General features: G+C 71.3%; 12 protein-coding genes. 9 read left to right on the forward strand and 3 right to left on the reverse strand.

From position 1 onward, the window contains the following. Window positions 1-42: 42 nt before the first annotated feature. Complete coding sequence (locus ACIPPS_RS11850) at window positions 43-618, forward strand: DinB family protein (RefSeq protein ID WP_401429918.1); 576 nt, start codon at window positions 43-45, stop codon at window positions 616-618. Between the two features lie 133 nt (window positions 619-751). Here the strand turns inward: ACIPPS_RS11850 and ACIPPS_RS11855 are convergent, their stop codons facing one another. The 3 genes from ACIPPS_RS11855 to ACIPPS_RS11865 form a co-directional block, all read right to left on the reverse strand. Next, entirely contained in the window at window positions 752-952 is a 201-nt protein-coding gene (locus ACIPPS_RS11855; protein WP_401429920.1) for a hypothetical protein, read from the reverse strand. Between the two features lie 143 nt (window positions 953-1095). Further along, window positions 1096-2604: a DUF4246 domain-containing protein gene (locus ACIPPS_RS11860; protein ID WP_401429922.1), complete on the reverse strand. Its 1509-nt coding sequence runs from the start codon at window positions 2602-2604 to the stop codon at window positions 1096-1098. 234 nt (window positions 2605-2838) lie between these two features. Continuing rightward, window positions 2839-4392: a polysaccharide lyase family 1 protein gene (locus ACIPPS_RS11865; protein ID WP_401429924.1), complete on the reverse strand. Its 1554-nt coding sequence runs from the start codon at window positions 4390-4392 to the stop codon at window positions 2839-2841. A 306-nt stretch (window positions 4393-4698) separates the two neighbouring features. On the opposite strand from ACIPPS_RS11865, the gene ACIPPS_RS11870 reads away from it, so the two are divergent. From ACIPPS_RS11870 to ACIPPS_RS11905, 8 genes are all read left to right on the forward strand, one after another. Further along, on the forward strand, window positions 4699-5340 hold the full coding sequence (locus ACIPPS_RS11870) for a GntR family transcriptional regulator (protein WP_401429926.1): 642 nt from the start codon (window positions 4699-4701) through the stop codon (window positions 5338-5340). Between the two features lie 2 nt (window positions 5341-5342). Further along, window positions 5343-6245, forward strand: coding sequence for a dihydrodipicolinate synthase family protein (locus ACIPPS_RS11875; protein WP_401429928.1), 903 nt, complete (start codon window positions 5343-5345; stop codon window positions 6243-6245). Then, entirely contained in the window at window positions 6242-7963 is a 1722-nt protein-coding gene (araD, locus tag ACIPPS_RS11880) for an L-arabinonate dehydratase (protein ID WP_401429930.1), read from the forward strand. Before ACIPPS_RS11875 ends, araD begins: the two co-directional genes overlap by 4 nt. A gap of 235 nt (window positions 7964-8198) precedes the next feature. After that, entirely contained in the window at window positions 8199-9134 is a 936-nt protein-coding gene (locus ACIPPS_RS11885; protein ID WP_401429932.1) for a carbohydrate ABC transporter permease, read from the forward strand. A 17-nt stretch (window positions 9135-9151) separates the two neighbouring features. Beyond that, entirely contained in the window at window positions 9152-10060 is a 909-nt protein-coding gene (locus ACIPPS_RS11890; protein WP_401431358.1) for a carbohydrate ABC transporter permease, read from the forward strand. Then, window positions 10057-11304 carry a Gfo/Idh/MocA family protein gene (locus ACIPPS_RS11895; protein WP_401429934.1) on the forward strand — a complete coding sequence of 416 codons (1248 nt, stop codon included), beginning with the start codon at window positions 10057-10059 and terminating at the stop codon, window positions 11302-11304. Before ACIPPS_RS11890 ends, ACIPPS_RS11895 begins: the two co-directional genes overlap by 4 nt. Then, complete coding sequence (locus tag ACIPPS_RS11900) at window positions 11301-12236, forward strand: PmoA family protein (protein ID WP_401429936.1); 936 nt, start codon at window positions 11301-11303, stop codon at window positions 12234-12236. The genes ACIPPS_RS11895 and ACIPPS_RS11900 overlap by 4 nt, the downstream gene beginning before the upstream one ends. Beyond that, complete coding sequence (locus ACIPPS_RS11905; protein ID WP_401429938.1) at window positions 12233-13789, forward strand: family 43 glycosylhydrolase; 1557 nt, start codon at window positions 12233-12235, stop codon at window positions 13787-13789. Before ACIPPS_RS11900 ends, ACIPPS_RS11905 begins: the two co-directional genes overlap by 4 nt. Window positions 13790-13823: the final 34 nt, after the last annotated feature.

Below are 13823 nucleotides of genomic sequence, written 5' to 3' on the forward strand. Positions count from 1 at the left end.
GGACCTTGAGACCACGATCAGCCCATGGCAGGCTCATGCCGCATGATCGATGAATTCGCGAAAGACAACCTGCACAGGAGACTGCGGCGGGATCGCGAGGCGCTGCTCTGGAAACTCGACGGCTTGTCCGAATACGACGCCCGCCGACCTCTGACAGCGACCGGGACCAACCTTCTCGGCCTGGTCAAACACGTGGCCACCGTCGAGGCCAGGTACTTCGGCGAGGTCTTCGACCGGCCTTCCCCGGAACCGCTGCCCCGGTGGCAGGACTCCGACGGCAGCGATCTGTGGGCGACCGAGGACGAGACCCGCGATCAGATCATCGGGTTCTACTGGCGCACGTGGGAACACTCGGACGCGACGATCAACGCGCTCTCCCTCGACGCCCCCGGCCACGTGCCGTGGTGGGCGGAGGACACGAACCTGTTCGCCATCATGGTCCATGTCCTCGGCGAGTCCATCCGGCATGCCGGGCACGCCGACATCCTGCGCGAGGGCCTCGACGGCCGGACCGGGTTGCGCGCCGACCTGGAGATGCGGATCGACGGGGAAGCCCGTGCGACCCACTGCGCGAGGGTCGAGCAGGCCGCCAGGTCGGCCGTACCCCTCAGGACGTGACGAACTACGGAGGCCGGCCGCCCTGTTGCCGCTGTCGTCGCCGTCGACGGTCAGCACGTCGCGCGCCGCCGCTCCAGGGTAGGGGCCGAGGCCGACCCGCGGCCCCGCGGGGGCCACGGCGGCGCCGGGCGTCTCAGCCGAAGGCGGAGAAAGCCCGCCCCTCCCGCTGCCCGCTCTGCTGCGCGGACGGTCGCAGGCTGCTCCAGTCCAGGGCCTGCTCCGACTGGTGCCGCGCCAGCTCTGCCGCGTGACGAGCCTCGGCCAGGACGTCGCCACGCTCCTCGACCAGACGGTCGTAGATCGGCGGGTGCTCTCGTATCTCTCCAACGTTCATAACGACTGATCCTGCCCTCTCGATGATGATCTGTCATGCCCAGCCCGACGGAACAGTTGCGTTCGGACTGGTGGCTCCGACGCGCGCGGCCCGCCCACCTGGTCGATGGGCGGGCCGCGCTCACCTGCCGTAAGGCTGACGGCTCAGTGCTCGCAGAGGGAGAACTCTCGCTCGTAGAGCTGCTCGTTGTGTTCAGCGACGAAGAACTTGCGTTCCCGCATGAGTTGTTCGCGGTAGTTCTTCGCCTGTTCCAGCGTCATGGTCGACGTGTCGGACCACGGTTGCTGCGGCGGCACATCGGATGTCGAGACGATCTTCTCCGACGGGTCGACGAGGAAGAACGCGAGGATCTTGCGATGGCCCGGGCGGGTGGGGTCCGCGAGGCGGAACGAGCCGACGCGGTGTTGCAGGACGTTCGGGAACGCCAGGCAGCGGCCCGCCGGGGTCGATGCCGATCCCAGCACCTGGTTCAGGGCGTCCTCGTTCTCCAGGCCGTAGACCTCACGCATACCGTTGTCGTCGCTCTGTTCGTAGGACGGGTCGTCCAGCGCCGTCCGGAAACTCAGCCGGCTTTCGGTGATGTTCTCGCTGTCCCAGTAGTAGATCCCGGTCGAGACGATCCGCTCGTTCAACATCCCCTCGACATGCCAGGAACCACCGGCGTACTCGGGCTTGTCCGGGGTGAGATGGATGGTCGCGAGCTTGACGATGACCTGCAGACGCCGACCCCGCAGGTCGACTCGCGCGGATTCGTCGGGGGGCTCGTGCGGGGTGAAGGCCGGGGCGTCCGGGACCACGGGGCGGCGGTTGTCCCACCAGTCGTCCTGCGCCTCTTCCCACGCACAGACGGCTTCCGCGTACGCGCCCTCGTCGCTGTAGGAGGACTTGTCCGGATGCTCCGGCGCCGAGCCGTACCACCCGTAGGGGTCGGCCTCGATCCGCAGCGGCCGCGGGTGGCGCAGATCGGTGAGCACGTTCTCCAGCAGCGGGCGGAAGCGCGCGAACACGTCAGGCAGGACGGAGGCCAGTTCGTGATGCGTCTCGGGATGGACGTTGTTGACGTACGAACGGAAGGTGACCTCGCCGTCGTCGCTGACGTCGACGTCCGTGGGCAGCCACTGGAACATCTCCGAGAACTCGTGTTTCGAGTAGCGGTCCGTCGGGTTCCGCCAAGCCCGTTCGGGACCGCCGCTCGCCTCTCTCACCAAGCAGAACAGGGAGGGGTGAACCAGATCCAGCACCTGGCCGTCGGATCCGGGGTGCCAGTCCCGCTCTGCTTCGGGGACCTGCTCGAGGACCCGAACCGCCTCGCGCAGCCGGGCTCCGAGCTTGTCGTCGACCAGCTCGTCCGACTGCCACACCCCGTCCACGGCGGACACCTCGACGCCGGTTCGTCCGTCCCGCAGCGCGGCGTACTGCGCGAGTTCGGCACGGACGTAACTGACCTGTGCTTCGGTGAGGCCCTGGTCGACCGCCTCGCGCGTCCATCTGGCGACGATGTCCGCGTCGTTCATCTTGTCGAACCACCCCGGCTTCGCCCGGATGTGAGCACTGCACTGCATCATCTGCAGTTCCCGCAGCGTTCGAGGGGTCGCGTACGGGAGGGAACGGGAAGCGCGAAAGGGCAACGGGAATGCAGACAAGCCGGTCAAATCTCCTGGTCCTGACAGACGGTGTGCGGTGGCGGGAAGGATACTTCAGCGGACTGACACCGCAGTCGTAGCCCCTGGCGCCGCCGGTCCGGGAGCGTACGTCGCACCTGGCCGAGGCAGCCGGCACTCCCCCGGCAGCGCGGCCGCGCTCGCACGTCGCGATCGGTCCTCGCCGCGCTGCGAGAGGAGTGGGGAGGGGGCGGGGAGGAGGAGGGAGGAGGGGCGCCTGACGGGCTACTGGGCGTAGGTCTCGAGCTCGGCGACCTTGGGGGTGCCCGTCGAGCCCGTGATCTCGAAGGTGATCTTCTTCAGCGAGGTCCGGGGGAAGGTGATGGCGCCCGCCCCGCTGCCGGATGTCAGGACCACGCCGGTGTCGGCGTTGACGACCCGCCAGGTTCCGACGGCTCCCGCTTCGCCCGCCGCCCGGACGACGACCCTGGAGACGGTGGTGGCCGATCCCCACTTGACGGAGACGGACCCGGTGGCGCCGGCCGGGGACCAGTAGGTGTTCAGGTCACCGTCCCGTACGTTGCCGTAGCTCGTGCCGTCGGCCTTGCTCGATCCGTCGGCGCCCGCCCCGATGCTGAGGTTGGTCCCACCGGGCTGGCTCGGCGTGGGCGTGGGCGTCGGGGTGGTGGGCGCCGGCGTCGTCGGCTGAGGGGTCGTGGGCGTCGGCGTCTGCGGGGTGCAGCTGCCGTCCGAGACCAGCAGGCCCTTGTTCGCGCCCGCGGTCCGGCTCACGACCGCCGGCACGCAGTCGGCGGTGTCGAGGCTGTACGCGTACGGAATGGCGACCGTCGTGTTGGACTGCGGGTTCGGGCCGGCGGGGTTGTTGTCGGTACCGGGGCTCGACCACGTCACGTTGTCGAAGACGTTCCCGCTGACCTGCCAGTACCCGGCGGCGTCCGTGTAGAAGGTGCCCAGGACGTCCTTGGAGTCCTCGAAGTAGTTGTGGTCCACCTTGGCGCGCGCTCCGGCCCGGGAGTTGATGCCGGACTCGTTGAGGCTCACGTAGTGGTTGTTGTAGATGTGCGCCGTGCCCCCGCGCAGGAGGGGCGCGCGGGAGTCGATGTTCTCGTACAGGTTGTGGTGGTACGTGATGAAGCCGTTCGAGAGGTCGCTCTCGCTGGACCCGACGAGTCCACCGCGGCCGGAGTTGCGCAGCGTGCTGTAGGACAGGGTCACGTACTGAGTGTTGTCCTTCATGTCGAAGAGGCCGTCGAACCCCTCCGACTCGCCGCCCGACGCCTCCAGGGTGACGTGATCGACCCACACGTTGCGGACGCCGCTCTCCATGCCGATGGCGTCGCCGCCGTTGGAGGTCGGCGAGCCCGACTTCTTGACGTTCCGTACGGTCACGTTCTGGATGATGATGTTGCGGGATTCACGTATGTGGATGCCGAGTTGGTCGAAGAGCGCCCCGCCGCCGACGCCGACGATCGTGACGTTGCTGATCTGCTTGAGTTCGATCGCCCCGTCGGCGGTGTTGCAGCCGGTTCCCGACACCTTGGTGGTGTTGCCGTGGTTGATGGTTCCCTCGACCTCGATGACGAGAGGCGTGCTCGTGCTGGGGCGGGCACACAGGGCCGCGTGGATCGCGGTCCCCGTGGTCGCCCGCACACTCTGCCCACCTGCGCCTCCGGTGGTCCCGCCGTTCTGGGTCGCGTACCCCGTGGCGCCGCCGGGCGCCGCCGACGCCTCTGGCATCGACAGCACCACGCCGCCGGCGGCCAGGAGGGCCGCCGCGGCCAACGCAGCGCTGAGTCGCGGTGCGACGTGTCGTCTCATGGTCGTTCTCCATTCGTCTTGGACCGTGCACAGGAGCGGAGAAAGCGCTTGCCGGTCGGGAGAGTAGGGCGCCCCGGCGAAGCTGACAAGGTTCCGCCACACAGAAAAAGTTCAGTGATGTGAACGTCGCGTGTCATCCCCGACCGGGCGACGCACCGAGCCTCAGGCACCCGCAAGCGTCTCAGCAAGCGCTTTCTGGAAATCGTGCGCGAAGCATTGACGAGGCATCGACGCGCCCCTAGCTTCATCGCATTGCACTTCGTACGTCATATATGAGACGCGATACACGAGATCTGAGAGTGCGTCATGACCTTCGCCCCCAGCCCCATTCCGTCCCGCACCCAGTTCGTCCTGGAGGCGATCAAGCACGACATCCTCACCGGCGGGCTCAGCCCCGGTCAGGCCCTGGTGGAGACCGAACTCGCCGCACGTTTCGGCGTGTCGAAGACCCCGGTCCGCGAGGCGCTCAAGACGCTCGCCGGCAGCGGACTCGTGGTGATGAGCCAGTACAAGGGCGTCACCGTCCGGATGGTCGACGCCGACATGGCCCGCGAGGTCTACGACGTCCGGCTGCTCCTGGAGCCCGAGGCGGTGCGCCGGACCGTCGCCACGAGCGCCCCGCTCGACGCGGCGGAGGACGCCCTGCGCAGGGCCGCCACCGCCCAGGACCCGGCCGAACGCTCCCTGGCCAACCGGGACTTCCACCGCGCGCTCTACCTCCCCTGCGGCAACCCGCTGCTCGGCCGAATGCTCGACGAGGTCCGCGACCAGGCCGCCCTGGTCTCCACCGTCGCGTGGGCCGCCGTGCCCTCCTGGGAGCGCGAGGCCGCCGAGCACGAGGAGATCCTGCGCCTGGCCGCGGCGGGTGACGTCGCCGGGGCGGGGCAGGCCGTCCACGCCCACATCGCCTCCTTCGTCGAGCGCGCCTTCCCCCGGAACGGCGAGTGACCATGTCGTTCGAGACTCTGCGGACCGCGCTCGCCGATGTCGTGGCCATCCCCGTCACCCCCTTCACCGCCGACGGCGCCGTCGACACCGGGGCGCACCGCGCACTGCTGCGTCGCCTCCTGGACGGCGGTGTGCGCACCCTCACCCCCAACGGCAACACCGGCGAGTTCTACGCCCTGACCCCGGACGAGCGCCGCCTGGTCACGGAGACGACCGTCGAGGAGGCGGGCGACCGGGCCGTGGTCCTGGTCGGTGTCGGCCACGATCTGCCGACGGCGGTCGAGGCGGCCCGGCACGCCCGGGACAGCGGCGCACGGATGGTGATGGTGCACCAGCCCGTCCATCCGTACGTCTCCGAGGCCGGCTGGGTCGACTACCACCGGGCCATCGCCGAGGCCGTGCCCGAGCTCGGCGTCGTCCCCTACATCCGCAACGCGCTCCTGGGCGGCGCCCGGCTCGCGGAGCTCGGGGACGCCTGTCCCAACGTCGTCGGCGTGAAGTACGCCGTCGCGGACGCCGCGCGCTTCGCGGGATTCGCGCGGGACGCGGGTCTCGACCGGTTCGTCTGGGTGGCGGGGCTCGCCGAGCCGTACGCCCCGTCGTACTTCGCGGGCGGCGCGACCGGCTTCACCTCCGGCCTGGTCAACGTCTCCCCCGCGGTCTCGCTGGAGATGCTGGACGCGCTGCGGGCGGGTGACTATCCGGCCGCGATGAAGGTGTGGGAGCGAATCCGCCGGTTCGAGGAGATGCGGGCCGCGAACGGCAGCGCCGACAACGTCACGGTCGTCAAGGAGGCCCTCGCCTCGCTCGGCCTGTGCCGCCGCGACATCCGGCCGCCGAGCCGGGAACTGCCCCGCTCCGCACGGGCCGAGGTCGCCGCGATAGCAGCGGGGTGGCCGGTATGAGCCGCCGCCCCGAGGAGCTGCGCAGTCACCAGTGGTACGGCACGGACGGGCTGCGCTCCTTCAGCCACCGCGCCCGCACCCGTCAGCTCGGCTACCTCCCCGAGGAGCACCTGGGCAAGCCGGTCGTCGCGATCCTCAACACCTGGTCCGACATCAATCCCTGCCACGTCCATCTGCGCGACCGCGCGCAGGCGGTCAAGCGGGGAGTCTGGCAGGCCGGCGGCTTCCCGCTGGAGTTCCCGGTCGCCACGCTCTCGGAGACGTTCCAGAAGCCGACGCCGATGCTCTACCGCAATCTGCTCGCCATGGAGACGGAGGAACTGCTGCGCTCCTATCCGGTCGACGGGGCGGTGCTGCTCGGCGGTTGCGACAAGTCGACCCCGGCGCTGCTGATGGGCGCCGCCTCCGTGGACCTGCCGACGGTCTTCGTCCCCGCCGGGCCGATGCTGCCCGGGCACTGGCGGGGCGAGACGCTCGGCTCGGGGACGGACATGTGGAAGTACTGGGACGACAAGCGGGCGGGTCTGATCGGCGACTGCGAGATGGCCGAACTGGAGAGCGGTCTGGCGCGCTCCCCCGGCCACTGCATGACGATGGGAACGGCCTCCACGCTCACCGCCGCGGCCGAGACGCTGGGCGTGACCGTGCCGGGCGCGTCCTCGATCCCCGCGGTCGACTCCGGCCACGACCGGATGGCGGCCGCGTCGGGCCTGCGGATCGTCGAACTCGTGCGGCAGGACCTGCGGTTGTCGCGGATCCTGACCCGGGAGGCGTACGAGGACGCGGTGGCCGCCGTGCTGGCACTGGGCGGTTCGACGAACGCGGTGATCCATCTGATCGCCATGGCCGGTCGCTCGGGGGTACGGCTGACGCCGGACGACTTCGACCGCATCGCCCGGACCGTTCCGGTACTCGCCGACCTCCGTCCCGGCGGGCGGTACCTGATGGAGGACTTCCACTTCGCGGGCGGCATGCCCGGGTTCCTCTCCCGTCTCACCGACGTGCTCCATCTGGACCGGCCGACGGTCGCGCACGCCACCCTGCGCGAACAGCTCGCCGGTGCGACGGTGCACGACGAGAGGGTGATCCGCCCACGGGACAGGCCACTCGCGGCCGAGGGCGGCATGGCGGTGCTCCGGGGCAACCTCTGTCCGGACGGCGCCGTCATCAAGCACATCGCCGCGGAGCCGCGCCTGTGGAAGCACACCGGGCCCGCGGTCGTCTTCGACGACTACCGCACCCTGCAGGGGACCATCGACGATCCCGCGCTCGGGATCACCGCGGACCACGTGCTCGTGCTGCGGGGTGCGGGGCCCAGGGGCGGCCCGGGGATGCCGGAGTACGGGATGCTGCCGATCCCCCGGCACCTCCTGGAGCAGGGCGTGCGCGACATGGTCCGGATCTCCGACGCCCGGATGAGCGGCACGAGTTACGGCACGTGTGTGCTGCACGTGGCGCCCGAGTCACATGTCGGCGGTCCGCTGGCCCTCGTCCGGACGGGCGACCTGATCACCCTCGACGTCGAGGCACGCTCCCTCCGCCTGGAGGTCTCGGAAGAGGAGCTGGCGCGCCGGAGGGAGGAGTGGACGCCACCGCCGGCCCGCTACACCCGTGGCTACGGAGCGCTGTACGACGAACAGATCACCCAGGCCGACACGGGGTGCGACTTCGCGTTCCTGGCACGGCCGGGGACGACGCCGGATCCGTACACGGGCTGAACCGTCCGTGCGCGAGCGGCCCCTGGAGCCGTACACCCCGACCGGACCCGAGGCTGCCCGGCCGTACGCGGGCCGACCCCGACCGGACCCGAGGCTGCCCGGCCGTACGCCGGTCGATGTCCGCGCCGTCCCCGCCCGCCGCACCGTCCGCGCCAACGCCCGACCCCCGTTTCCCTGTTCGTGATCTCGAACACCGTCCGCGAAGCGCTTCGCGCCCGAGAACGGAGCCGCCGTCATGGCCACAGCCGTGACCCCGCCACCCAAGGCACCCAAGGCACCCGGCCGCCGCACCGGCTCGGCGCCCCGCCGCCTGCCGTATCTGCTGATCGCCCCCGCCGGACTGCTGATGCTGGGCTTCATCGCCTACCCGGTGATCAGCGTCTTTTACTACAGCCTCCAGCACTACAACCCCACCAAGCCCTGGCGTAACGGCTTCGCCGGCTTCGACAACTTCACCCGCCTCTTCACCGACGACCCGCACTTCTGGGGGACGTTGAGCTTCAGTCTGAAGTGGGTCGTCGTCGAGGTGACCTTGCAGCTGCTGTTCGGCCTGGCCCTCGCCCTGATCGTCAACCAGACCTTCGTGGGCCGTGCCCTGGGCCGCGCGCTGGTCTTCTCGCCGTGGGCCGTCTCCGGCGTCCTGACCTCCGCCATCTGGGTGCTGCTCTACAACTCCCAGACGGGCATCACCCGTTACCTCGCGGACATGGGAATCGGCGAGTACGGCACGTCCTGGCTCTCCGACACGGCCACGGTCTTCCCCGCGGTGGTCGTCGCCGACCTGTGGCGCGGAGTGCCCTTCTTCGCGATCCTCATCCTCGCCGACCTCCAGTCCGTGCCCAAGGACCTGTACGAGGCGGCCGAGGTGGACGGAGCGGGGCGGCTGCGGCAGTTCCTCCACATCACCCTGCCCCACCTCAAGGACGCGATCATCCTCTCCACCCTGCTGCGCGCGGTGTGGGAGTTCAACAACGTGGACCTGCTCTACACACTCACCGGCGGCGGTCCGGCCGGAGAGACGACGACCCTTCCGCTGTACATCGCCAACACCAGTGTCGACGCCCACAACTTCGGCTACGCCTCCGCGCTCACCACGGTGGCGTTCGTGATCCTTCTCTTCTTCTCGATGGTCTATCTGCGCTTGAGCAAGTTCGGAGGCGAGAACACGTGACGGCCCGCGACACCACCCTGACCGCGCCGGCCGCACCGGGGGCCGCGACACACTCCGGCGGCCCGCCGCCGACCCGCACCCCCGCGCCCGCCGCCCGCCGACGCCGCCGCCGCGCCTGGGACGAGGCCCCGCGCTGGCAGATCTACGTACCGCTCGGGATCTACCTCCTCTTCACCCTGATCCCCTTCTACTGGATCCTGCTCTTCGCCCTCCGCCCGGCGGGCTCGACCTCGCTCGTGCCCTGGCCGATGACCACCGAGCACTTCGAGAAGGTGTGGACCGAGCGGAGCTTCGCCACCTTCTTCCAGAACAGCCTGCTCATCGGTGTGGCGACGCTGGTGATGACCACCGTGATCGCCCTCGCGGGCGGCTACGCCCTCGCCCGCTTCGACTTCCGGCTCAAGAGGGGCTTCATGCTGGCCCTTCTCTGCTCCCAGTTCGTCCCGGGCGCGCTGTTGCTCGTCCCGCTGTTCCAGATCTTCGCCAACCTGCGGATGATCAACTCGCTGGGCAGCGTCATCATCGCGGAGACGGTCTTCCAGCTTCCGCTGTCCATGATCCTCATCAGCGGCTTCATCAGGAACGTGCCGTACTCCCTGGAGGAGGCAGCCTGGGTCGACGGATGCGGTCGCTTCAGCGCCTTTCGGATCGTGGTCCTTCCGCTGCTGCGGCCCGGTCTGGTGGCTGTCGGCTCCTTCGCGTTCGTCCATGCCTGGAACCACTTCCTCTTCGCGCTGATGTTCCTCAGCAGCCAGGAGAAGCAGACGATCCCCGTCGGCCTCAACACCCTCATGGGGGCCGACAGCGTGGACCTCGGCGCACTCGCCGCCGGTGGGGTCATCGCGGCCGTACCCGTCGTGATCGTGTTCGCCTTCATCCAGAAGTGGCTGGTCACGGGCTTCAGCGCGGGGGCGGTGAAGGGATGAGCACCACATCCGCTCCGCTGCCCGTGGTCCTGGCGGGCGCGCGCGGCCACGGCCGCTGGCACCTGGACAACATCCGCCGTCTGGAGGGGCTCGGCCTGGTCCGGCTGGCCGGCGTGTGCGAGCTGCGGCCGCTGGACCCGGCCGAGCTGGCGGGCGGGCGTGCACGCGCGCCGCTGGACGTGGCGGTGCCGGCGGGCGGGCCCGCGCTCGCGCCGCTGGACGCGGCAGCGCCGGCGGAGGCCGGCGCGCCCGAGCAGTCCGCCGACCTCGACGCGCTCCTGGAGTCCACCCGGGCGCGGCTCGCGGTGATCTGCACGCCGATCCCGACCCACACCGAACTGGCGCTGACCGCCGCCCGCCGTGGCGCGCACGTGCTCCTGGAGAAGCCGCCGGCCCCGTCGTACGCGGAGTTCCGGCGGATGGCGGACGGGGTGGCCGCGGCGGGCGTCGCCTGTCAGATCGGTTTCCAGTCGCTGGGCTCGCACGCCGTCCCGGAGATCCGGCGGCTGGTCGAGGAGGGCGCGATCGGCGAGCTCCTCGGTGTGGGCGCGGCCGGGGCCTGGGTCCGTGACGAGGCGTACTTCCGGCGCGCTCCCTGGTCGGGCCGGCGGCGGCTCGACGGTGTCGACGTGGTCGACGGAGCGCTCACCAACCCCCTCGCGCACGCCGTCGCCACGGCCCTGGCGCTGGCGGGCGCCACCCGGGCGGAGGACGTGCAGCACATCGAGACGGAACTCCTGCGCGCCCACGCGATCGAGGCCGACGACACCTCCTGCGTACGGGTCCTGACGGCGCGGGGCACGCGGGTGACGGTGGCGGCGACGCTGTGCGCCGAGACGGCGGCGGAGCCGTACGTCGTGGTCCACGGCACCCGGGGCCGGATCACCTTCTGGTACAAGCAGGACCGGGTCCTGCTCCAGCGGGGCGGGCACGGTCCGCGGGAGACGGTCCACGGCCGCACCGACCTGCTGGAGAACCTGGTCGGGCACGTCACCCGGGGCGAGGCCCTGCGCGTGCCGCCCGAGGACACCGGCGCCTTCATGCGGGTGGTGGAGGCGATCCGGCAGGCGCCCGACCCGGTGCCTCTGCCCGCGTCGTACTGGCGCACCGAGACAGGCGGGAGCGGGCCGCGGCGGGTCGTCCCCGGCATCGACGCCCTCGTCGACCGGAGCGCCGACACCCTCGGTCTCTTCTCCGAACTGTCTCCCCCCTGGGCGCTCCCGGCCCCTGCGGAGGTCCGATGAACCGCGAGATCGTCCTGCGCTGCGCCGGGCACCCGGTCGCCCGCTACCTCACCCGGCCCGACCTGGCGACGGACCAGGCGCCCCGGCCGTATCTGCACCCCGTCACCACGCTGGCGGGGGTCCCGGTCACCGACGTGCTGCCCGCGGACCATCCGCACCACCTCGGCGCGGGCGTCGCGGTGGCCGATGTGGCGGGCCACAACTTCTGGGGCGGACGCACCTTCGTACGCGGTCAGGGGCCGACGGTGCTCGCCAACCACGGTGTCCAGCGGCACGACGGCTTCGCACGGCGTGAACCGGACGGTTTCGTGGAGCGACTGAGCTGGACGGCGGCGGACCGGGTGCTGCTGAGGGAGGTCCGGACCGTGGCGGTGGTACCGCTGAGCGGTACGGCGTGGGCCCTCGACCTGACCTTCGCGCTCACCAACGTCTCGGGGGCCGGCCTCTCCGTCGGCAGCCCCGCCACCAACGGGCGGCCCGGCGCGGCATACGGCGGGTTCTTCTGGCGCGCACCGAGGACGGCGACGGCTCCGGCCGTGTTCGGCCCCGACGCCGACGGGGAGGAGCAGGTGCACGGGTCCGTCCGCGACTGGGTGGCTCTCGCGGGCGAGGGCTGGACGCTGGTCTTCGCCGGGGCGACGGAGGAGACACGGCGCGATCCGTGGTTCGTCCGCGCCGCCGAGTACCCCGGTGTCGGCTCTTCGTTGGCCCACCACCGCCGGCTGCCCGTCGAGGCCGGTGGGACGGCCGTACGACGGGTGGTCACCGTGGTCACCGACGGCCGCCTGGACCGGGCCGAGGCCGCAGCGTTGGTACGCACGGCGGTGGGCACGGCGGTACGCACGCCCGTACTTGGGGCGGTACGTACGGCCGCACACGAGACGGTACGCACGCCCGTACGCCAGACGGTACGCACGGGAGGCGTCGGGTGAACGACCCAAGGAGCGGGCGCCTCGATCCCGCGTTCCGGACCGGAGACCTCGGCGACGGGACGTACCGCAACCCCGTCCTGACCGCCGACTGGTCCGACCCCGACGTGGTGCGGGTCGGGGAGGACTACTACCTCACCGCGTCGAGCTTCGGCCGGGCGCCGGGCCTTCCGTTGCTGCACTCCCGCGACCTGGTGAACTGGACGATCGTCGGGCACGCCCTCGACCGGCTGCGGCCGGAGGCCGCGTTCGCCGCGCCGCGGCACGACGGCGGGGTGTGGGCGCCCTCGCTGCGGCATCACGACGGCCGGTTCCGGATCTTCTGGGGCGACCCCGACCACGGCATCTGGCAGGTCGACTCCCCTTCCGTGCGCGGTCCGTGGAGCGAGCCGGTGCTGGTGAAGGCGGGCCGGGGCCTCATCGACCCCTGTCCGCTGTGGGACGAGGCGACGGGCGAGGCCTTCCTGGTGCACGCCTGGGCCAAGTCCCGCTCCGGCGTCAACAACCGCCTGACCGGGCACCGGATGAGCCCCGACGGGAGCAGCGTCCTCGACGAGGGGACGACGATCGTCGACGCCGACCGGATCCCCGGCTGGTTCACGCTGGAGGGACCGAAGCTGTACCGCCACGACGGGTGGTTCTGGATCCTGGCCCCGGCGGGCGGTGTCGCCACCGGCTGGCAGGGCGCCTTCCGTTCGCGTTCCTTCTTCGGCCCGTACGAGGAGAGGGTCGTGCTGCGGCAGGGCGACACGGACGTCAACGGCCCGCACCAAGGCGGCTGGGTCCGTACCCAGTACGGCGAGGACTGGTTCGTCCACTTCCAGCAGCGCGGCGCGTACGGTCGGCTCGTCCACCTCCAGCCGATGCGCTGGGGCACCGACGGGTGGCCGGTGCTCGGCGCGGCGGGCACCCCGGTCGCCGTCCACGCCAAGCCGGACCTGCCCGAGCAGCCGCGCTCCGCCCCGGCCACCGACGACGCCTTCCCCGGGGGTCGGTTCGGCCGCCAGTGGCAGTGGACGGCCAACCCCGGCGCGGGCTGGACCACCCTCCACGCCGGGGACGGACTGTGGCTTCCCTGCCGGCGCGCGGAGCGGATCGACGACCTGCGGGCGCTGCCGCACCTGCTCACCCAGCGGGTCCCGGCGCGCGCCGCGACGGTGGACGTCGAGCTGCGGCTCGACAGCGAGACCCCCGGCGCCCGGGCCGGGCTCGCGGTGCTCGGCGACGCCTACAGCTGGATCGGGCTGCGCCGCGAGGGGGACGGCTCCGCCCGGCTCGTCCACCGGTTCGCTCCCGCCAACGCCGACCGGGAGCGGGACGCCGCGTACGACCGGCCGGCTCCCGGAGGCACGGCCCGGCTGCGGATCGTCCTCGGGCGGGACGCCCGCTGCCGGTTCGCGTACGACACGGGCGAGGGCTTCCGTCCGGTCGGCGAGGTCTTCGCCGCCACCCCCTGGCGGTGGGTCGGCGCGCTGCTGGGCCTGTTCGCCGCGGCCCCGCCCGGGACGGGCCCCGCCGGGACCGCCGTGTTCACCTCGTTCCGCGTCGGCCCCTGACCGGCCCGCGACGGGCCCCGGGCTGCCTTTTAGG

The sequence above is a fragment of the Streptomyces sp. NPDC090127 genome, from assembly GCF_044746945.1.
Lineage (GTDB): Bacteria > Actinomycetota > Actinomycetes > Streptomycetales > Streptomycetaceae > Streptomyces.